Source organism: Streptomyces lydicamycinicus (genome assembly GCF_000829715.2).
Lineage (GTDB): Bacteria > Actinomycetota > Actinomycetes > Streptomycetales > Streptomycetaceae > Streptomyces > Streptomyces lydicamycinicus.
Genome location: NZ_BBNO01000003.1, coordinates 166263 through 187174, shown reverse-complemented (window position 1 = coordinate 187174; position 20912 = coordinate 166263). Strand labels below are relative to the sequence as shown.

General features: G+C 70.4%; 12 protein-coding genes and 2 pseudogenes. 8 read left to right on the top strand and 6 right to left on the bottom strand.

Annotated elements, in window-relative coordinates; genetic code table 11:
• The first annotated feature begins 225 nt into the window (after window positions 1-225).
• On the top strand, window positions 226-1137 hold the full coding sequence (locus tag TU31_RS09710; RefSeq protein ID WP_042152220.1) for an MBL fold metallo-hydrolase: 912 nt from the start codon (window positions 226-228) through the stop codon (window positions 1135-1137).
• A 123-nt stretch (window positions 1138-1260) separates the two neighbouring features.
• Window positions 1261-2133 (top strand): GNAT family N-acetyltransferase, encoded by an 873-nt coding sequence (locus TU31_RS09705; protein ID WP_042152217.1) that lies wholly within the window; start codon window positions 1261-1263, stop codon window positions 2131-2133.
• 307 nt (window positions 2134-2440) lie between these two features.
• Here TU31_RS09705 and TU31_RS09700 read toward each other — a convergent pair whose 3' ends face one another.
• Complete coding sequence (locus TU31_RS09700) at window positions 2441-2884, bottom strand: cupin domain-containing protein (protein WP_042152215.1); 444 nt, start codon at window positions 2882-2884, stop codon at window positions 2441-2443.
• A gap of 109 nt (window positions 2885-2993) precedes the next feature.
• Between TU31_RS09700 and TU31_RS36670 the strand changes: the two are divergent.
• Both TU31_RS36670 and TU31_RS09695 read left to right on the top strand, forming a co-directional pair.
• Window positions 2994-3167, top strand: a pseudogene (locus TU31_RS36670) (IS5/IS1182 family transposase); the annotation flags it as partial.
• A gap of 185 nt (window positions 3168-3352) precedes the next feature.
• Complete coding sequence (locus tag TU31_RS09695) at window positions 3353-3799, top strand: hypothetical protein (RefSeq protein WP_245698478.1); 447 nt, start codon at window positions 3353-3355, stop codon at window positions 3797-3799.
• A gap of 265 nt (window positions 3800-4064) precedes the next feature.
• Here the strand turns inward: TU31_RS09695 and TU31_RS35840 are convergent, their stop codons facing one another.
• Window positions 4065-4484, bottom strand: a complete 420-nt coding sequence (locus TU31_RS35840) for a hypothetical protein (protein WP_158894328.1) — start codon at window positions 4482-4484, stop codon at window positions 4065-4067.
• Between the two features lie 517 nt (window positions 4485-5001).
• Between TU31_RS35840 and TU31_RS09685 the strand changes: the two genes are divergently transcribed.
• Window positions 5002-6558, top strand: a complete 1557-nt coding sequence (locus tag TU31_RS09685; protein ID WP_042152212.1) for an AbgT family transporter — start codon at window positions 5002-5004, stop codon at window positions 6556-6558.
• Window positions 6559-6598: 40 nt separating this feature from the next.
• Window positions 6599-8089 carry an amidase gene (locus TU31_RS09680; protein WP_042152211.1) on the top strand — a complete coding sequence of 497 codons (1491 nt, stop codon included), beginning with the start codon at window positions 6599-6601 and terminating at the stop codon, window positions 8087-8089.
• Here the strand turns inward: TU31_RS09680 and TU31_RS09675 are convergent.
• The gene (locus TU31_RS09675; RefSeq protein ID WP_042152209.1) at window positions 8079-9131 is read right to left on the bottom strand and encodes an Lrp/AsnC family transcriptional regulator; all 1053 of its coding nucleotides are present in this window, start codon (window positions 9129-9131) and stop codon (window positions 8079-8081) included. The genes TU31_RS09680 and TU31_RS09675 overlap by 11 nt on opposite strands.
• A gap of 428 nt (window positions 9132-9559) precedes the next feature.
• On the opposite strand from TU31_RS09675, the gene TU31_RS09670 reads away from it, so the two are divergent.
• On the top strand, window positions 9560-11215 hold the full coding sequence (locus TU31_RS09670; protein ID WP_042152206.1) for a flavin monoamine oxidase family protein: 1656 nt from the start codon (window positions 9560-9562) through the stop codon (window positions 11213-11215).
• 72 nt (window positions 11216-11287) lie between these two features.
• Here TU31_RS09670 and TU31_RS09665 read toward each other — a convergent pair whose 3' ends face one another.
• Complete coding sequence (locus TU31_RS09665; protein ID WP_042152201.1) at window positions 11288-12049, bottom strand: thioesterase II family protein; 762 nt, start codon at window positions 12047-12049, stop codon at window positions 11288-11290.
• Between the two features lie 262 nt (window positions 12050-12311).
• A complete protein-coding gene (locus TU31_RS09660; RefSeq protein WP_158894322.1) occupies window positions 12312-13061 on the bottom strand; it encodes a DUF3159 domain-containing protein in 750 nt (249 codons plus the stop codon).
• 719 nt (window positions 13062-13780) lie between these two features.
• Here TU31_RS09660 and TU31_RS09655 point away from each other — a divergent pair.
• On the top strand, window positions 13781-15070 hold the full coding sequence (locus tag TU31_RS09655) for a cytochrome P450 (protein ID WP_042152198.1): 1290 nt from the start codon (window positions 13781-13783) through the stop codon (window positions 15068-15070).
• 63 nt (window positions 15071-15133) lie between these two features.
• Here the strand turns inward: TU31_RS09655 and TU31_RS09650 are convergent.
• Window positions 15134-20905: pseudogene (locus TU31_RS09650) on the bottom strand (type I polyketide synthase); the annotation flags it as partial.
• Window positions 20906-20912 lie beyond the last annotated feature (7 nt).

Below are 20912 nucleotides of genomic sequence, written 5' to 3'. Positions count from 1 at the left end.
TTTGCCTTAGTCGACGGTAGGGGCTAGCGTCATCTAAAGCAAATAAATAGCGTTTGTGGCTGAGGGTCCGTCACGAGCGGCGTCAGCTCCCGCATCTCCCGACAGCAGGAGCCCACCGCCCGCCCTGGCCCCCTCCGCCGCTTGCACCGACCGGGCGTCGCCGGGCCGCACCGCCTCGCCCCGCCCCTCTCCGAAGCGCGAGCGAAGGAACGGAAAAGAACGCCGATGCACCACCACTCGACACCCTCCGCCGGCAGCACGCCCGCGACCTGGGACCTGGGCGACCTCACCATCCACCGCATCGACGAGGTCGCCCTGCCCCCGCAGACCGGCCCCTGGCTGCTCCCGGCGGCCACCCCTGACGTGGTGGCCCAAGCACCCTGGCTACGGCCCGACTTCGCCGATGAGGCCGGCGTCCTGCGGCTGAGCAGCCACAGCTTCGCGTTCTCCGTGGACGGCCTGCGCGTCCTCGTCGATACCGGTATCGGCAACGGCAAGCCGCGCGCCAACCCCGCCTGGAACAACCTCGACACCGACTACCTCGCACGCCTCGACGCCGCCGGCTTCCCGCCCCAGAGCATCGACCTCGTGATCCTCACCCACCTCCACACCGACCACGTCGGGTGGAACACATACGCCGAGGGCGCCACTTGGAAGCCCACCTTCCGCAACGCCCGCTATCTGACATCCCGCACGGAGTGGAACCACTGGGCGGCGGTGGACATGGACGAAGCCCGGCAGCAGATGTTCCGGGACTCCGTCCACCCCATCAAGGACGCCGGCCTTCTCGACCTCATCGACATCCCGGCGGACGGCACCGACATCGCGCCGAGCATCCGTCTGATCCCCACCCCCGGCCACACCCCCGGCCACCTCGCCGTCGAGCTCCGCGGCCGCACCTCCACCGCTCTGATCACCGGCGACTGCATCCACCACCCCGTCCAACTGCTCGACCCCACCATGGGAAGCTGCGTGGACACCGACCCCGACCAGGCCACCGCCACCCGCCGCCATCTGCTCGCCTCCCTCGCGGACACCGACACCCTGCTGCTCGGCACCCACTTCCCCGCCCCCACCGGCGGCCTGGTGCACGCACACGGCGACTCCTACCGGCTCACCCCGTTGACCAGGGAGTGAAGGGAGTGAGCGGGGGCCCGGGGCACCGCACACTCCGCGGTGGGCAGCATGTTTCAGGCATGACGATGACTGGTCTCCGGGCATTCCCTTCCCCGCAGCCGAGTCCATCCGGGATCATGAAGCATGCGCCCGGATGACTGGCACCTCACCGAAGACGTCGACGACTTCCTCGCCCGAGCCGGCGAATTCCTGCGCTCGCGCCCCGCCCTGCACACCACACCGCTGACAACGATCGAGAGACTGCGCACACGCGGAACGGACGCATTCGGCACCCCAGCCCCCGTCTTAGGCCGACTGGAGCGAGCGGGCAAGGTCCACGCCACCTTCTGCCTCATCCGCGGCCTGAGCCTCACCCACCTCGCCCCCGAGCACGCCGACACCCTCGCCGCCCACCTGGCCACCCTCGGGCACTCCCTTCCCTTCGTCAGCGCGGACCACGGCACCGCCACTGCTTTCGCCGAGGCGTGGCAGCGGCGCACCGGCGCAACACCCACACTGCGCGACCGGATCCGCCTGTACCGCCTCGGCGCCCTCGCCCCACCAACGCCGGTCCCAGAGGGCCGGGCCCGACTCGTAGGCGAGCGGGACCGTGAGCAACTCATGCTCTTCCTGCGCGAGTTCACCACGGACGTCAGGGAGGCCGTCACCATAGACGCGGCCTCCTGGGCCGGCACACGCTTCGCCGACAAACACTTCACCTTCTGGGAGACCCCGGACGGCACTCCGGTCTCCGTGGCAGGCGCGACGTCGATGGTCGGCGGCATGGTCCGGGTGGATCCCGTCTACACCCCGGCTCACCTCCGGGGTCGCGGCTACGCGGGCGCCGTGACGGCCGCGGTGAGCCAGGCCGCGCTGACCGCAGGCGCCACGGACGTCGTGCTGTACGCCGACCCGGCCAACCCCACCAGCAACGCCCTCTACCAGCGCCTCGGATACCTCCCGATCGCGGAGTGGGCCGTGTACGACTTCGCTTCGACCGAACCAGAAGCCGGCTAGGGTCCCGGGGCCGGCCAGCCGGCGCCGGTCCGGGAAGCTGCGGAAATCGGTGTGTTCGCCCTAAGGGCCGCCCCATAAATGATCTCCAGGCGGGATGGGGGACGCGACAGCCCGTCCGGGCTGTGCGGTCTCCGGCGGGAGTTCGCTTGACCCCGGTCGCACGAGCGCGCTTCCGGGGTCGTCGCGTCCGGCTCCTCCGTGAGTGACGGTGCGGCCGGCACCGATCATCCACACGGCAGGAGTTCGACCGGACTGTCTGGAACGGGGCGCGGGTGCTTCACCCGATCAACTGGTCCACGTCTCCTTCCTATCGCGTGCCTGTCTCCTTGACTTGGTACAGCTCGGGTACGGAGACCTTGATCGGCTCTTGCGTGGTCCGTGCGATCACGACGACCACGGGCTCGTTCGGGTCGGGATTCTCTTCGCGATGCGGGACGAACGGGGGGACAAGCAGGAAGTCGCCAGGATCGGCGGAGATCCGTACCTCCTGTATGCCGTCGTGGAAGACGAACACGGGGTGACCGCTGACCACGTAGATCCCCGCCTCGGACTCGCCGTGATGGTGGTTGTCCGTTGCGCTCAACGGCGCATTCTCCACCAGGCCCATCCAGAGCCTCTTCGAGCCGACCGTGCCGCCGCTGATGGCGGCATGGCCCTCCAGCTCACCAGCCCGAACATGGTGGACGCGGTTGCCCAGCGGCCCGTTGCCGTCCGCGCTCAGTGCGGATCCAACGCCTTCGCGGGTGGTCATGGTGTGGCCTCCTGATTGTTGTCGACGGCCTTTGGTCGAGCGTCAGGCTGCGACCACCACGCCCGGACGGCAACTATTGTTGCCGTAATGGCAACGCGCGCGCCTCTGGAACGACCGCTACTCCACCAACCACCAGGTCGCCATCGACGCCGACACCAGTCCGGCCATGGTCGTCGTCGCCCCCTGCCGGGCAGCCGCAACGACTGCAAGACGTGGGAGGAATCCGGGGCGAAGGCGGGCCGTCGGAAACACCATGACGATCGCCGACGGCGGCTACCCGGGCGGCCCCTGACCAGGCCTCTCGCCGCAACCCTTAGAGCACTGACGGGCATCCATTACGGGGCAGCCCCGGCGAGCCCCTGACAGCGGCGGGAGCGCGCTTCGTCCGGGTGGACGAGGAACTGGCGGCGGGTGGGCCGGATCCTGGAGACGACCGCCTGGAGGGCGGTGCACGAAAACGGAAGGGACATGATGAACACCCGCAGGTCGCGCCCCGCCGGGGTTTCCGAGGACAGGCTGAGCCGGCCACGCGTACAGCAGGCGTTCCGCAGCGCCAAGTTGCTCGTCGGCTGCTATGCCGGCTTCAGTGCGCTGACGCTCCTCGCCATCATCCTGCTGCGCAACCACCCTGACCTCGTGACCGATGCCGTCTGGGTCCGCGCGAGCATCGTCGTAGCCACTTCCCTGCTCATGGCATCTTTCGCCGCTCGGGCGGCCCGAGGCCACCGTCGCTCCTACCTCCGGCTGCGATGGGCCTCCGGCATCATGCTCGTGGCCATTGCGGTCATCATCGTGGTACCCGGAGCTTTTCCGCTGTGGCTGAAGATGCAGCAGGGCGTGTGCGGTCTACTGCTGGCCGGGGTGGTCGTGAGCGTCAATGGCAAGGAGTTGCGTGCCGCGTTCGCCGATGGGTAGGGCTGGTTCGGGTGCAAGGGCATGTGGCTGCGGGCGTGGCCTCGTCTCGTCCCGGCCGGTTTGCGGGACTGCGCTTGTTGCTTCCGCGGGCTCCGCAGTCTCGGCGCTTGCTCCTTCCGGGGCTCCCGCGGTCTCCGCGCTTGTTCCTTCCGGGGCTCCGCGGTCCCGCCGGTCGCAGGCGGCGCGGCACGTACGTGGCCGGGGGAAGCCCGGATCTGCGCGGACGAGGCCGACTCGGGACACCGCGCAGATCCGTCAGCGAAGGTCAGTCGAGGTCGTCCGAGTAGTCGGTGGTGAAGCAGCCGTCGATCTCGCCGTCGTCCGTCGAATTGCCGGAAGGGGCCTTGAAGTCCGGGGTGCAGTTGAGGAACAGCAGTCCGGCCTTGAGGAGTTGGCGCCGCTGGTCGTCGCTGCTCGGGTCGACGGCGAAGTCGTCGCCGATCATGAGGTCGTCCTGTTCGTCCTCGTCTCCCTTGACGGCGGTCTGGAACGCCTCCATGTCCTCGACGGTGAGGAAGTCGACGTCACCGCCGCCGCCCGCCGGGTCCTCGCACTCGCCGCCGCCGTTGATGCCCGTCATCCCCATGGCTTCCACCCGCTGCACCTCGGGAGGCGAGGCGATGTCGACGCTCTCGCAGTGGAGCGTCGACCGGAGGAAGTCCCCGGCGTCCTGGGGCGAACCCACGGAGGGCAGGCCGCAAGCGGAGACCGACGCCAAGGCGCAGACGGTTCCGGCAGTGGCAAGTATTCGGTGGAAACGCATGACGTCCCTTTGCAGTTGTGGCTTTGGGCCGAGCGCGCGCTCACCGGTTACGGCGGGCGGTGCCTCGGCTGCGAGGGTGAAGAAAGCCCTCGGCTCTCTCCCCCGCTCCCCCGCCGTGATCAGTTGACCGGGACATGGTAAGCGGAAGGCCAGGTCAAGGACGCACCGTCACTTGACCCGTCGGCTGCTGAGGGCGGGCCGTCGGCCGTAACCGTCAAGCGGCGCCGCGGATCCGACCGGCCGAGCCGACCCAAGTCGCGTCGAGCCGAGCCAAGTCGAGTCGAGTCGAGCCAACGGACGAGGCCTCGATGGCCGTTTTTCTGCGAAATCGAGGCTTCGATAGACATTCTCCTTCAGCTTTCCTGAGTCTTGCACCGCCCACCCGATAGTGGCGCGCACGCACACCGTCGACACGCTCCGGGACGAGAGGCAGGCAGCAATGAAGGCACTGGATCGGAACGCGCCTCCGCTGGACGGATTGCTGGGACGAGTGGAGCGATCGGTCAACCGGCTACCCAATCCGTTTGTGCTCTTCGCCGGCATTTTCGGGCTGGTCGCTGTGGTGTCGACGGTGATCGCCGCCTTCGATGTGACAGTTCAGGTGCCGGGGGAGAAAAGCCCGACTCCCGTGCTCGGCGCGCTGACGCCGGAGGGCCTCAGTCATCTTCTCGCCACGGCCATCGACTCCTTCATGGCCTTCCCCGCGCTCGGGCCGGTGCTGGTCATCGCGATGGGTATAGGGGTCGCGCAGGGTACCGGCGCCTTGGAATGTCTGATGCGGATCGCGTTCCTGCGGGTGTCGCGGCGCTGGGTTCCGTACCTTGTCGCCTTCGTCGCGTGTCAAGGGCACGTACTGGCCGATTCCGCCTACATCCTGCTGCCGTCGCTGGCCGCGATCGTCTTCAAGGCGGTAGGACGGAACCCGGTGGCGGGCCTGCTCGGTGCCTTTGTGTGCGTGGGGAGCGGCTATGACGGCGGGATTCTGCTCGGCACTCTCGATGTGACCACGACCGGGATCACGAAGAGCGCGGCGGATCTGCTGCCGGGCATCGACGGCTATCACGTTCATATCGCCATGAACTGGTTCTTCACCGCGACGGCCGGACTCCTGCTGCCCCTGGTCGGCGGTTTCCTCATCGACCGGGTGCTCGAACCCCGGCTGGCGCCCTGGAACCCCGAGTACGACCCGGCGCATTCCGGAGCCGAGGACGGTGCGGCCACGGAGGCCCTGGCGACCCCGGCGCAGCGCCGGGCGCTGCTGATCAGCGGTGGGGTGACGCTGGCTGTCGCCGCGGCGATGGTCACCGCGTGGCTGCTGCCGGGCAGTCCGCTGCGCGGGGCGGACGGGGTGCTGGCGCCCTCCCCCTTCGTCGACAGCCTCGCCCTCGTGTTGTCCGGGCTGTTCTTCGTCTTCGGTGTCGTCTACGCCCGCTGCGGCGGGGTCGGCAAGGAGGCGCGTGCCGTCTATCCGCACCTCATCGGCGCGGTGCGGGACATGTCCGGGTTCGTGGTGCTCGTCTTCGCGATCGCGCAGACCATCAATCTGCTGACGTGGAGCAACTTGGGCAAGCTGTTCGCCATCGGACTCGCGGACGGTGCGAAGTCCGTCGGGCTCGGCGGATTCGGGATTCTGCTCGCCGTTGTCCTGGTGACCTCGCTGCTGAATCTGTTGATCACCTCGGGCTCCGCCCTGTGGTCGATCCTGGGCACCGTCATGGTGCCGGCCGGGATGCTGCTGGGCCTGTCGCCCGCCGCCATGCACGCGGCCTTCCGGATCGGCGACTCCGTGACCGGGGCGATCACACCGATGCAGGTCTTCCTGTACTTCGCGCTGGTCTCGGCACAGAAGTACCAGCCCGAGCTGAGACTCGGCACGGTCATCTCCCGGCTGGTGCCGTTCGCGCTGTCCTTCGCGACGGTCTGGACCGTGATCCTCACCGGCTTCTACTTCCTCGATCTGCCGCTGGGCCCCGGCGCCCCCATCCATCTGCCGTAAGCACATCCCCCCTCGACCAAGGCAAGGACTGCTGATCTTTGTGACCGAGAATGACCTCCTGTGGCTGCCGGCCCGGGAACTGGTGGAGCTCCAGCGGCGCCGTGAGGTGTCGGCGCGCGAGATCCTTGATGCGCACCTCGCCCAGATCGACGCGGTGAACCCGAAGGTCAACGCGATCATCACGCTCGCCGAGGACCGCGCCCATGAGCTCGCCGCCCGCGCCGATGCCGCCGTCGCACGGGGCGAGCTGCTGGGCCCGCTGCACGGCCTCCCGGTCGCGCACAAGGACCTCGCCCCGACCAAAGGCATCCGGACGACGTACGGTTCTCCGCTCTACGCCGGCCATGTGCCGGACCATGACGCGTTGGTCGTGGAGCAGTTGGTGCACGCGGGGGCCGTCACGGTGGGCAAGACCAATGTGCCCGAGTTCGGTGCGGGCATCCAGAGCACCAACGAGCTGTTCGGCCCCACCCGCAACCCGTACGACCTGAGCCTGACGGCCGGTGGCAGCAGCGGGGGTGCGGCGGCCGCCGTCGCGACGGGCATGGTGGCCCTCGCCGACGGCGGTGACACCGGCGGCTCGCTGCGCAACCCGGCGGCCTTCTGCAATGTGGTGGGGCTGCGGCCCTCGGTGGGCACGGTTCCGATGTGGCCGGCCACCGATCCGTTCGCGCCGCTGAGCATCCAGGGCCCGATCGGCCGCACCGTCGACGATGTCGCGCTCCAGATGGCGGTGCTGACCCGGGCCGATCCGAGGTCCCCCTGGGGCCTGGGCGATCCGTCCCGGTTCCATGCCGGTCTGGAGGACGACTTCTCGGACGTACCGGTGGCGTGGAGTCCGGACCTCGGCGGCCAACTGGCGGTGGACGACGCCGTACGCACCGCGATGGAGCCGGTGCCCGGGGCCCTGGCCGGGATCTCCCGCAAGGTCGGCGTCGCGGCCCCGGACATGACCGGCGCCGACGAGGCGTTTCGCACACTGCGCGGCTGGTACCGGGCGCTCAACTACGGTGACCGGTACGCCGCGAACCCGGAGGCCTTCGGCATCAGGGTGCGCCAGGACATCGAGAGCGGGCTGGCGACGACCTCGGCCGGTCTGATGCGCGCACACAAGCTGCGCGGGCTGCTCTTCCAGCGGTTCGTGGAATTCACCCGCGAGTACCGCTATCTGGTGACGGTCACGACCCAGGTGCTGCCGTGGAGCGCGGATCAGCTGTGGCCGGAGCGCATCGGGCACACCAGGAGCGAGAACTATCTCGACTGCATGCGCTCCATGTACTGGTTCACGGTGCTCGGTGTGCCCGCCCTGTCGGTGCCGGCCGGCTTCACGGCGGACGGGCTGCCGGTCGGGGTGCAGATCGTCGGGCGCAGCGGCGACGACCTCGGCGTGCTGCGGCTGGCCCGGCAGATCGAGCGGACGCTCGGTGCGGGGCTGCGGCGGCCGGCCGTCGCGCTCCCGGTCACCGGCGGCGGTACGGACGGCGTACGCGTCACCGGCGGCGGTACGGGCAGCGCCCGCGTCACCGGCTGAGGCCGCTCGGCCGCCAGATGTCGAGGGGGACGACGCCACGGCTTCGTCCCCACACATCCAGCAGATGACCGCACAGCTTGTCCTGGCGCAGCACCACGGAACGGTCCGCGATCTGCGCGTACGGCAGCGCCTGGCGCAGCTGCACCGCCCAGTCGTGGAGCGCGTCCACCGAGTGCAGGGTGACGGTGACCAGCAGGTTGTTCGCGCCGGACAGCGCCGCGCAGCTGCGGGTCTCCGGGAAGGCACCGAGCGTACGGCCGGCCTCCTCCAGCCGCTCGTCCGGGACGTTGAGCCACAGCAGGGCGCCGGTCGGCCAGCCCGCGAGGGGGCGGGCGACATCGCAGCGCAGGAGCAGGTCGCGGTTGCCCAGCAGCCGGTTCAGCCGGCGCTGCACGGTCCGGGGTGTGACGCCCAGCTCGGTGGCGATATCGGAGTAGCGGAGCCGGCCGTCTTTGCTCAGCGCGACGATCAGTTCGCGCTCCCAGGTGCTGTACGCGGTGGCCTCGGCGCCCTGCGGTTCCGGCCCGGTGCGGAGCAGGGTCCGCTCCTGGCGCTGGTTCAGCACGCCCAGGCGCCATTGCGATCCCGTGCGGAAGTTGCGGGTCACCAGATGGGAACGGACCCGGACGACGCCCTCCTGCCGGGGCAGGCTCGTGAGGAGGTAGTCGGACATCGAGGCGAAGTCCGGGGTGAAGGCGATCGCGAACAGGTCATAGGTGCCGGCGACATGCTGGAGGGTGAGCACGTGGGGCTGGTGGGACAGCTCGGCCGATACCTGAGCGGCGCTGCCCGGCTCGCAGTGGATTTCGACGAAGGCCCGGCACGTCCGGTAGAGGAGACCGGGGCCCAGCGCGGGGGTGACCCAGGCCAGGCCCTTGCTGCTGAGGCGCTCCCATCGGCGGGCCAGTGTCACCGCGTCCTGGCCGAGCACCTTTCCCAGCTCGCTCCATGTCGCGCGGGGCGCGGTCTGGAGGGCGTTGGCCAGCAGCAGATCGTCCTCGTCCAGCTGCTCCGGACGCGGCACCTCGGTTTCGCTGCTCACCTGACGAGTCTATAGAGGGGGCACTTCCCTCTCCAGGATGCCGCCCCATATGGCGCCGGACCGTAATCCCGGGGCCTGGAAGCCGGCCCCGCCCGCAGCGAAACAGCGCGGCCGGTGGCACGGAATTCCGGTATGTGGAGTTCTTGGCCGGCGGTCCGAAGAGGCGGGCAAAATACGCTCCGGACGCGGTGGGCAGATACCCCTGAATCGCCTTCAGGGGGTGCGCACGGGTCTGCGGGTCCGGCTTTGCGAAGCCGGGGTCGGTAGGGGTTGCCGCGCGTTATGCGCAGAAATTAGGTTCCCACCGGGGAATACCGGTGGCCCACGGGGAACTTCGTACGGCGCGTGCCGGCACTCCGCTCTGCGGGAACGCCGACCCGAGTGGTATCGGGATCCGCTCCGACCGCGACCGATCGAGAGGTTGCCTCATGACCTTGGCCAGTTCGGAACGAGTGACCATGTTCGTGCCGGATTTCCCTTTCGCCTATGACGACTGGCTGCGACATCCGGCCGGGCTCGGCGCCGTACCCCGGCATCGGCACGGCACTCCGGTGGCGGTGATCGGCGGCGGGATGTCCGGGATGACCGCGGCCTATGAGCTGATGCGGCTCGGGCTGCGGCCGGTGGTGTACGAAGCCGAGCAGCTCGGCGGGCGGATGCGTTCGGTGCCGTTCCCGGAATATCCCGCGTTACGGGCCGAGATGGGCGCGATGCGCTTTCCGCTGTCGGCGACCACGCTGTTCCATTACATCGACGCGCTCGGGCTGCGTACCTCGCCGTTCCCCAATCCCCTGGCGGCCTGCACTCCCGCCACTCTGGTGAATCTGGAGGGACGCACACACCGGGCGCGGTCGGCGGCCGATCTGCCCTCGGAGTTCCAGGAAGTCGCGGATGCCTGGGCCAAGGCGTTGCAGGACCGCGCCGAACTCTCCAGCTTGCAGGACGCGATCCGCCGCCGCGATATACCCGTACTGAAGGCGATATGGAATCAGCTGGTCAAGGAGTACGACGACCAGTCCTTCTACGGTTTCCTCGCCACCAGTCCGGCCTTCGCGTCCTTCCGGCACCGGGAGATCTTCGGCCAGGTCGGTTTCGGCACCGGCGGCTGGGACACGGACTTCCCGAATTCCATTATCGAGATCCTCCGTGTCGTCTGCACCGCGGCGGACGACGACCAGATGACGATCGAGGGCGGCGCCCAGCAAGTGCCCCGTGGGCTGTGGACGCTTCGGCCCGACCGGCTCGCGCACTGGCCGGCCGGCACCTCGCTGGCCGGTCTGCACGGGGGCGCTCCCCGGACCGCGGCCGTGGGCATCCGGCGCGATGCCGAGGGCTATACGGTGACGGACGCCGACGGACGCCGGGACCGGTATCCGGCCGTGGTGTTCAGCCCGCACGTCTGGGCCCTGCTCAATCATGTGGACAGCGATCCGGAGCTACTCCCGGCCGACCTGTGGAGCGCCGTCGAACGCACCCATTACATGGGTTCCTCCAAGGTGTTCGTGCTGACGGACCGGCCGTTCTGGCTGGACACCGATCCGGACACCGGCCGGATGGCGATAGGTATGACCCTCACGGACCGGATGCCGCGCAGTGTCTACCTCTTCGACTCGGGCCCGGACCGGCCGGGTGTGATGTGCCTGTCCTACACCTGGAACGACGACTCCCTGAAGTTCGCCACCTTGTCGGCGGAGCAGCGGCTGGAGCTGCTGCTGACCAAACTGGGCGAGATCTATCCCGGGGTGGACATCCGCTCGCACCTCATCAGCGCACCGCTGACGATCACCTGGGAGACCGAGCCGCGGTTCATGGGGGCCTTCAAGGCCAACCTGCCCGGTCACTACCGTTACCAGCGCCGCCTGTTCAGCCACTTCATGCAGCATGAGCTCGATCCGCGGCATCGCGGCTTCTTCCTGTGCGGCGACGACATCTCCTGGACCGGCGGATTCGCCGAGGGCGCCGTGACCACGGCGCTGAACGCGGTCTGGGGCGTGGTCAATCACCTCGGCGGCAGCACGGCCCCGGAGAATCCCGGTCCCGGCGATGTCTTCCACGAGATCGCGCCGGTCCGGCTGCCGGAGTGAGCCTGCGGGGTCTTCGGGCCGCGTGCGGAGGGCCTGCACCGGGCGGTGCAGGCCCTCGTCATCTCTCCGCGGTCAGACGGTTCCGGAAGTCGCCGACACCGCTTGGGAGATGGCGGCGATGATGCGGGGCGCTTGGGCGTTCAGGTAGAAGTGCCCGCCGGGGTAGGTCTGCAACTCGAAGCGGCCCATGGTGTGGTCGACCCAGGAACGGGCCTCGTCGATGCTCACCTTCGGGTCGCTTTCCCCGATCATGGCGTAGACGGGGCAGTTGAGCGGCGGCCCCGGCTGATAGCGGTAGGTCTCCGCGGCCCGGTAGTCGCTGCGGAGCGCGGGCAGCACCGCGCGGAGCATCTCCTCGTCGTCCAGTGTCTGGGACTCGGTGCCGTTGAGCGCCTTGATCTCGCGGACCAGGGCGGCGTCGTCGTACAGGTGCGCCGTCTCCTCGCGGTGCCGGGACGGTGCCCGGCGGCCGGAGGCGAACAGGGCCTGGAGGGTGATCTCGCGCTGTTCGAGACGGAGCGCCACCTCGAAGGCGAGGGTGGCGCCCATGCTGTGTCCGAAGATCGCCAGCGGCCGGTCGGTCCAGGGCAGCAGCCGCTCGGTCACCTCGTCGGCGAGGTCCGCGATGTCGTCCAGGCAGGGCTCGGTCCGGCGGTCCTGACGGCCGGGGTACTGCACCGCCAGCACATCGATCGCCGGGGCGAGCGCCCTGGACACCGGGAAATAGAAACTGGCCGAGCCGCCGGCGTGGGGCAGGCAGACCAGCCTGGTCGCCGCCTCCGGCGCGGGATGGAACCGTCGGATCCACAGATCCTCATCGGCGTGCGCGTTCACGTGTGCGTCCCCTCAGATTTCCGTACGGGTGAATCCCCTCGCACGACAGTGCTTGCCGGCCGTGCCGTCGGCAACCCCTAACCCTCCGCGGACGCCCCTACGGTAAGGGCGCAGAAACCACGATTTCCGATCCGCAACAACGGACCGGAAATCGTGGCGGTGTCATACCCCTGGCAGCGACGTTCGCGAACCGCCACCGACACGGGGGAGGGGCATTCACCGGGGGTCGCCTCGCCCACCGTCTTGCATGGGCTCGGCGTCGCTATTCTCCGCGGCTTTTTGCGGTCTCCGTATCCACCGGGCCGCTCTCCTCGGATTCCTCCTGCTGCTTGGGATCCTTGTAATTCGGGTCGTGCAGTTTACGCCGCCCGTCCACCTTACGGACCGCCCAAATACTGGTCATGACGGCGAAGAAGGTCAGCGGCCAGCCCATGACGAGCCGCGCGATGCCGAGCCAGGTGGTCTCGTCCATGTTGTAGAGCCACCGCTCCACCGCGAACCGGGAGAAGCTCAGGAACGACCAGAGCAGCGTCGCCACGTCGTAGTAGAAGAGCGACTTGCGGTCCTTGCGCCAGAACGTGCCCTGGAGGTTGGCCGCCGACCAGACCTGACCGATCAGGGGCCGGCGCACCAGGACGGACAGCAGCAGAATGCTCCCGATACCGACGGTGATCCAGTTGCCCAGCAGGTAGTAGCCCTTGGCCTCACCGACGAACACGGCGACGCCGGAGGTGATGAGGACGGTGCCGAGCCCGACGAACGCGGCGGCCAGCTTCTCCTTGCGCAGCAGCTGGAAGATTCCCACCAGGACCGCGGTGCCGATGGAGGCCCAGATCGCCGGCCACATGCTGGTCAGCGCGTTGACCACGATGTAGGTGATGACCGGCAGGATGGTCAGGATCGTGCCGTAGACCCCGCCGATGTACTCCCAGGCGTAGGCCAGCTGGTCCTGGAAATTCTCCGGGACCTTCTTCGGCTCGTCCTTGGCAGCCTTTTCCGGTGCGTCGGTCACGGACGAGGAATGCGACTCGGCCGAGTGGTTCACGTCTCCCCCAGTTGAGAGTCGAAGGGCTGTGCGGGACCCGGGCCCCGCAGGAAGAGCAGTGGAGGAGTCACCATCAGGCATCACCGGTCCGAAGCTGCCGGCTGCCCTGTCGGGGGTGGTCGGCACAGGGGTGCGGCAGGTGGCCGGTGGACTTTCCGGCCTCGGCTCGGTGGCGCGTACGCGGCCTGGTCAGATCGGTGTCGTGCACGGTTCGTTCTCCCCACGAGGCTCTTCAACATGCTCCATGGTGGCCGGAGACGGTCCCTCGGACATCCCAGCTAGGTCCCAAGAAAGGGTGGAGGTAGCTCTACCCCCCGGCCGCCTGACGGGTCGCCGCTGGTGCCCGTGGCGGTCGCTTCGCCCACCGCCGGGGCGCGGTCGCATACGCACGGACGATTCACCGCATAGCGCCGCCCTATTCCACCCGGGTCCGGTGAGTTGAGCAGGGGTTTCACCCTGCATGGCGGACGTTTTTCGGATTATTCATCCGCCGCCGAACCGGCGCCCGAAATGGGTAATGCGAGGGCATTTCTTCGCCCGCCGCTCGCCGCTCCTCGGGACGTCTGGCGCGCAATAGCGAACGCCTCCATAAATGCCCGGCAAAAACTTTTGGATCTTGACGCCGCTACCTCTCGCTAATAAGTTCCTGGCCTGTCGCCTGGTAATTACCTTGAGGGGAGCATTCCATGACGGAGATTGACAGCAACGGGTCGGTGCGGGAATTGAACTTCCCCATGTCCCGGCGCTGCCCCTTCGCCCCGCCACCGGAGTACGAAAGGCTGCGAGCGGACTCCCCGCTGGTGCGGGTGCAGCTGCCGCACGGCGGTACCGCGTGGGTGGTGACCCGGCACGCGGAGGCCCAGCAGCTGCTGACCGACCCACGGGTCAGCTCGGATGCGAGCCGGCCGGGCTTCCCCAGCGTCCGGCCGCCCCAGGAGCCGCCGGCCGACGAGGGCACGGACGGGGCGGAACCGCTCACCGCCGAGCAGCTCACCGAGCTGGCGGAGATCGCCCAGTTCCACGAGGGCCAGTTCATCAACCTGGATCCGCCCCGGCACGGTCACTACCGGCGCATGCTCATCTCCGAGTTCGGTGCGCGGCGGATGAACGAGCTGCGGCCGGAGGTCCAGCGCATCACCGACCGGCTGGTCGACGACATGCTGGCGAAGGGCTCCCCGGCGGACCTCGTGGAGGATCTGGGGCTGCCGCTCTCCTCGCTGGTCATCTGCCGGTTACTCGGCGTCCCGTACGAGGATCACGAGTACTTCCAGTCCGCGACCAGGACACTGGTCCAGCTGGACGCCGAGCCCGAGCAGGTCAAGGCGGCGATGGAGGGGCTCATCGACTTCCTCGACGAGCTGGTCAAGGCGGCCGTGCGGGCACCCGGCGACAACCTCATCGGCCGGCTGATCAACGAACAGGTCGGCAGCGGTGAGCTGACCCGTGCGGCGCTGGTGGGCATGGCCTTCCTGCTGCTGACCGCCGGACACGAGGCGACCGCGAACATGCTTCCGCTGGGCATGCTGACCCTGCTGGAGCATCCGCAGCAGCTGGCCGAACTCCGCGAGAACCCCGCGCTGCTGCCCGGCGCCGTCGATGAGCTGCTGCGGTTTCACTCCGTGTCGGACTGGGCGGCCTTTGACCGGGTCGCCGTTGAGGACATCGAGATCGACGGCCGGAAAATCATGGCCGGTGAGGGCATTTTCGTGCTGAGCGCGTCGGCCAACCGGGACGAGCGGGTCTTCGAGCGCCCCGATACGTTCGACATCCACCGCAAGGCCCGGCACCACATCGCGTTCGGGTACGGGGTGCACCAGTGCATCGGGCAGAATCTGGCCCGCGCCGAGTTGGAGATCGGTCTGGGCACGCTGCTGCGGCGGATTCCCGCTCTGCGGCTCGACAAGCCGATGGATGAACTTCCGTTCAAATACCAGAACTTCGTGTTCGGACTGCACGCGATGCCGGTCCGCTGGTAGCCGTTCCCCCGGCGTCACCGGCCCCCTGAGGGCCGGGGCCGGTGACCGTGGGGGGACTGGTCGTTATCTGCCGGCCTCCAGTTCGCTGTCGAGGATGTCGAAGAGTTCCTCGGCGGTGGCGGCCCCCAGGGCGGAGTCCTCCGGCCGCTCTTCGGGGCGATGCGTTTCGGTCCATGTGGTGAGCAGTCCGCGCAGCCGGGCCGCGACACCGGCGTACTCCTCGTCGTCCGGCGCCACGGCCGCCAGCTCCGCTTCCAGCCGGCGGATTCCGGCGAACACCGAGGCGGTCCGGTCCGCTTCGCTCTCGATGAGGCGGCCGGCCAAGTGCTCCGCGACCGCCTCGGGCGTGGGGTGGTCGAAGACCAGCGTGGAGGACAGGGTCACCCCGGTGGCGGCGGTCAGCCGGTTGCGCAGTTCGACCGCGGCGAGCGAATCCAGGCCGAGTTCGAGGAAGCCCCGGCCGCTGACCACCGCGTCCGGGCGGTCGTAGCCGAGGACCTCGGCGACCTGCCCGCGGACGAGGCCCAGCAGGGTGCGCCGCTGCTCCTCGGCGGAGAGCGCCGCCAGCCGGGTGGCCAGGGATTCCGCGGCCGGAGCCGGTGCCTGGGCGTCGGCGGCAGGCCGGGACGGTGCCCGGACCACCCCGGCCAGCAGCGCGGGGACGCCGCCGGGACGGGCCCGCAGCACGGCCTGGTCGATGCGCAGCGGGACCAGGGTGGTCTCCGCGGTGGCGAGCGCGGCGTCGAACAGTGCCAGGCCTTCGGCCGGGGCGAGCGGCGGGAAACCGGACCGGGCGGCTCGGCGCAGACCGGCCTCGCCGAGCCGGCCGGCCATCCCGTCGGCCTCGTCCCACAGCGTCCAGGCCAGCGCGGTCGCCGGGCGGCCGGTGGCTCGGCGGTGCCGGGCGAGCGCTTCGAGGAACAGGTTGGCGGCCGCGTAGTTCGCCTGGCCGGCCCCGTCGAGCAAGGTGGCGGTGGAGGAGAACAGGACGAACCCGGTGAGTTCCCGATCCGCGGTCAGTTCGTGCAGCAGCCAGGCCGCCTCCGCCTTGGGCCGGAAGACGTCGTCGAAGCGTTGCGGGGTCAGCGAGGTGAGGACTCCGTCGTCGAGCACCCCGGCGGCGTGCACCACGGCGCGCAGCGGATGCGCGGCGGGGATCCCGGCGAGCAGCCCGGCCAGGGCCGCACGGTCGGAGACATCGCAGGCGGCCACGGTCACGGTGGCGCCGAGCGCGGTCAGCTCGGTGCGCAGGTCCGCCGCGCCCGGTGCGTCCGGTCCCCGGCGGCTGACCAACAGCAGGTGCCGCACCCCGTGCGCGCTGACGAGGTGCCGGGCGACGAGAGCGCCGAGCCCGCCGGTGCCGCCGGTGATCAGCACGGTGCCTTCCGGGTCCCAGTCCGCACCGGTGTCCGGCGGGGTGACCCGCGCCAGCCGCGGCAAGCGCAACTGGCCGTCCTTCAGCATCAGTTGGGGCTCCATGGTGGCCAGTGCACCGGCCACGGCCGGGCCGGAGGCCGGCCAGGAATCCACGTCGAGCACGGTGATCCGGTCCGGGTGTTCGGCCTGCGCCGAGCGCACCAGGCCCCAGACCACCGAGGCCGCGAAGTCGTCGCCCTCGGTCACCAGGGCGAGCCGGGAGCCGGAGAACCGGTCGTCGGCGAGCCAGGACCGCAGCAGCGTGAGGACGCGGTGCGCGGTGTGGCGGGCGGCCTCGGGCGGCGCGCCCTCGGCGGGGGCGCAGGGCACCACCAGGAGGTCCGGTACGTCCATGGCGGACAGCTCGGTGTGACACCGCATCCGGACCCCGGCGGACCGTAGCGCGCGGCCGAGGGGGCCGTCGCCGTCGCCCAGCAGCGCCCAGTCGCCGGCCGGTGTGCCCGGGGTGGCCACGGTGCTCCATTCCGGCCGGAACAGTGACTGGGCCACCACGCCCTTCCGGGCCGCCGCGGTCTGTTCGGCGGCCACCGGCCGGGAGACCAGGGAGCGCACCGAGGCGACCGGGGCGCCCGTGGAGTCGGCGAGGTCCAGGGCGACCGCATGGTCCCCCGCTGCGGACAGCCGCACCCGCAGCGCCTTCGCGCCGACGGCCCGCAGGGTCACCCCGGCCCAGGCGAACGGCACCCAGGGCCGTCCGTCCCGTGGGACGAACTCCCCCAGGTCCAGGGCGTGCAGGGCCGCGTCGAGGAGCGCCGGGGACAGCGCGAAGTCCGTGCCGGCGGCCCCCTCGGGCAGTGCGGCCTCGGCGAACACCTCCGCGCCACGGCGCCAGGCGGCGCGCAGGCCCTGGAACTCCGGCCCGTAGTCGTAACCGCGCTGCGCCATACCGTCGTAGAGCCCGCCGAGATCGACCGGTTCCGCCTCGGCCGGCGGCCAGACGCGCAGGTCGGGGCCGTCGTGGTCCGGGGCGGTGGCGGTGAGCCGGCCGGTGGCGTGCCGGGTCCAGGGCACCTCGTCCGGATCGTCCTCGGCACGGGAGGACACCAGGACCCCGCGGTCGCCCTGTTCGTCCGGTGCGGCCACCTCGACCTGGAGCCGTATCGCACCGGATTCCGGCAGCACCAGCGGGCTTTCCAGGGTCAGTTCGGCCAGGACGGGGCAGCCCGTGTGGTCACCGGCGTGCAGTGCGAGGTCGACGAAGGCGGTGCCCGGCAGGAGGACGGCGCCGTTGATGGCGTGGTCGGCCAGCCAGGGGTGGGAGCGCAGCGAGAGGCGGCCGGTGTACGAGCGGGTGTCCGCCTGCGCGGACTCGATCACCGCGCCGAGCAGCGGATGCCCGGCGTCGGCCTGGCCGAGCGCGGCCGCGTCCGGCTCCTGGTCCCCCGCGTCCAGCCAGAACCGCCGCCGCTGGAAGGCATAGGTGGGCAGGTCCACCGGGTGGCCGGAACCGCCGTGGAACGCGGCCCAGTCCACCTCCGCGCCGTGCGCCCAGGCAGCGGCCAGGGCACCGGTGGCCTCTCGGGTCTCCGCGCGGTCGCGGCGGAGGGTGGGCAGGAACACGGGCCGGTCCTCGCCCGGCACACAGTCCGGTGCCATCGCGGACAGCACCGCGTCCGGCCCCACTTCCAGGAAGGTGCGCACCCCGTGGTCCGCCAGCGCGCGGATACCGTCGGCGAACCGGACGGCGCCGCGGACATGGTCCACCCAGTAGTCCGGTGCGCACAGTTCCTCGCCGGTGGCGATCCGGCCGGTGAGGTTGGAGACCACCGGAATCTTCGGCGGCTTGTAGGACATCACCCGGGTCACCCAGCGGAAGCTGTCCAGCATCGGCTGCATCCGCGGGGAGTGGAAGGCATGGCTCACCCGCAGCCGCTGGGTCTTGTGGCCGCGCGCGGCAAGGGTGGCGGCGATCTCGGTGACGGCGTCCTCGTCCCCGGAGAGCACCACCGAGGCCGGCCCGTTGACCGCGGCGAGGCCCACCCGCCCCTCGAATCGGCCGAGTTCGGCGGTGACCTCCTCCTCGGTGGCCCGTACGGACACCATCGCGCCACCGGCCGGGAGTTCCTGCATCAGCCGGCCACGGGCGGCGACCAGGGCGGCCGCGTCGGGCAGCGACCAGACCCCCGCCACATACGCGGCGGTGACCTCGCCGAGGGAGTGGCCCAGCAGGAAGTCCGGCCGCAGCCCCCAGGACTCCAGCAGCCGGAACAGTGCGGTCTCCAGGGCGAACAGCGCCGACTGGGCGTACACCGTCTCGTCCAGCAGGGCGGCCTCGGGACTCCCCGGTTCCGCCCACACCACGGCGCGCAGCGGGCCGGGCAGATGGACGTCCAGCTCGGCGCAGATCTCGTCCCAGGCGCGGGCGAACACCGGGTGGGCGGCGTACAGTTCGCGGCCCATCCCGAGCCGCTGGGCGCCCTGGCCGGTGAACAGCACGGCGACCGCGCCGGACCCTGCCTGTCCTTGGCGGACGCCCGGCCCCGGCGCACCCGCGGCCAGGGCGTCGAGGTCGCGGGTGAGCTCCTCCCGGTCGGCGGCGACCAGTACCGCGCGGTGTTCCAGCTGTGCCCGGGTGGTGCCCAGTGCGCGGCCGACATCGGTGAGGGCCGGCCCGGGGTGCTCGTCGAGGAAGGACTTCAGCCGGGCGGCCTGCGCCCGCAGGGCGTCGGGAGTGCGCGCGGAGACCGGCAGCGCGAGGACCGGGGGGTGTGCGGTGGCGGGCGGCGGCGCGGGGGCGGGCGGGGCCTGTTCCAGGATGATGTGCGCGTTGGTGCCGCTGAAGCCGAACGAGGAGATACCGGCCCGGCGCGGACGGTCGGTGCGCGGCCAGGGGCGTGCCTCGGTGAGCAGTGCGGCCTTGCCCTGCGCCCAGTCGACATGCGGGGTGGGCTCGGTGACATGCAGGGTGCGGGGCAGCAGTTCCTGCCGCATCGCCATGATCATTTTGATGATTCCGGCGGCACCGGCGGCGGCCTGGGTGTGGCCCAGGTTGGATTTGACCGAGCCCAGCCACAGCGGTTCGGTTCGTCCGGTGCCATAGGCCGCGATCAGGGACTGCGCCTCGATCGGGTCGCCGAGCTTGGTGCCGGTGCCGTGCGCCTCCACCGCGTCGACCTGGTGCGGGTCCAGTCCGGCGGCGTCCAGGGCCTGGCGGATCACCCGCTGCTGGGAGGGGCCGTTGGGTGCCGTGAGCCCGTTGGAGGCGCCGTCGGAGTTGACCGCCGAGCCACGGACCAGGGCGAGTACGGGATGCCCGGCGCGGCGGGCGTCGGAGAGGCGCTCCACGACCAGGACGCCGACGCCCTCGGACCAGCCGGTGCCGTCCGCGTCGGCCGAGAATGCCTTGCACCGGCCGTCCGGGGCGAGGCCGCGCTGCCGGGAGAAGGACAGGAAGGTGCCGGGCGCGGCCATGACGGCCACCCCGCCGGCCAGGGCCACCGAGCACTCCCCCTGCCGCAGTGCCTGGCAGGCCAGATGCAGCGCGACCAGGGAACCCGAACAGGCGGTGTCCACCGTCATCGTGGGGCCTTCCAGGCCCAGGGCGTAGGCGACCCGGCCGGCGATGACGCTGGTGGTGTTGCCGGTGGAGAGATAGCCCTCCAGCCCGCCGGCCCGGGTCAGCCGGGGCCCGTACTCCTGTGGCTCGGCGCCGAGGAACACCCCGGCGCGGCTGCCGCGCAGCGCGGTCGGGTCGATACCGGCCCGCTCCAGCGCCTCCCACGAGGTTTCCAGTACGAGCCGCTGCTGCGGGTCCATCGCCTGCGCCTCACGCGGGCCGATCCCGAAGAACTCCGCGTCGAAGTCAGCCGCGTCGTGGAGGAATCCGCCGCGGCGGACGTACGTCTTGCCCGGGGCGTCCGGGTCCGGGTCGTACAGGGTCTCCGGATCCCAGCCGCGGTCCTCGGGCAGTCCGGTGATGACCTCGCCGCCCTCGGCGACCAGCCGCCACAGCTGTTCCGGGCTACCGATCCCGCCGGGGTAGCGGCAGCCGATCCCGACGATGGCGATCGGGTCCGCGTCGTCGGCCGCAGCCGCCTGCCGCGGGGGCTCGGAGGTGGTCTCCGTGCCGTCCCCGCCGTCCGCACCGAGCAGTCCGGCGCGCAGTTGCCGGGCCAGTCGTACCGGGGTCGGATGGTCGAAGGCCACGGTGACCGGAAGCGGCAGTCCGGTGGCCGCCACCAGCCGGACATGCAGATCGGCCGCGGTGAGCGAGTCGAATCCGAGGTCGGTGAAGGGGCGGTCCGGGGCCAGGGTCCGCGGTGCGTCGTCCGGCCGGACGCGGCGCAGCGCGCCGAGGGCGTGGTGGCACACCAGATCCAGCAGCGCCCGGTCCTGCTCGGGCCGGGACAGCCCGTGCAACTTCTGGATCAGTGAGGGGTTTTCGTCGAGGGCATTCATACGCGGA

Excerpts from the sequence above, each read along its gene's own strand:
- TU31_RS09710 (WP_042152220.1), top strand. The coding sequence starts at position 226 with ATGCACCACCACTCGACACCCTCCGCCGGCAGCACGCCCGCGACCTGG.
- TU31_RS09705 (WP_042152217.1), top strand. The coding sequence starts at position 1,261 with ATGCGCCCGGATGACTGGCACCTCACCGAAGACGTCGACGACTTCCTC.
- TU31_RS09700 (WP_042152215.1), bottom strand. The coding sequence starts at position 2,884 with ATGACCACCCGCGAAGGCGTTGGATCCGCACTGAGCGCGGACGGCAAC.
- TU31_RS09695 (WP_245698478.1), top strand. The coding sequence starts at position 3,353 with ATGATGAACACCCGCAGGTCGCGCCCCGCCGGGGTTTCCGAGGACAGG.
- TU31_RS09685 (WP_042152212.1), top strand. The coding sequence starts at position 5,002 with ATGAAGGCACTGGATCGGAACGCGCCTCCGCTGGACGGATTGCTGGGA.
- TU31_RS09670 (WP_042152206.1), top strand. The coding sequence starts at position 9,560 with ATGACCTTGGCCAGTTCGGAACGAGTGACCATGTTCGTGCCGGATTTC.
- TU31_RS09655 (WP_042152198.1), top strand. The coding sequence starts at position 13,781 with ATGACGGAGATTGACAGCAACGGGTCGGTGCGGGAATTGAACTTCCCC.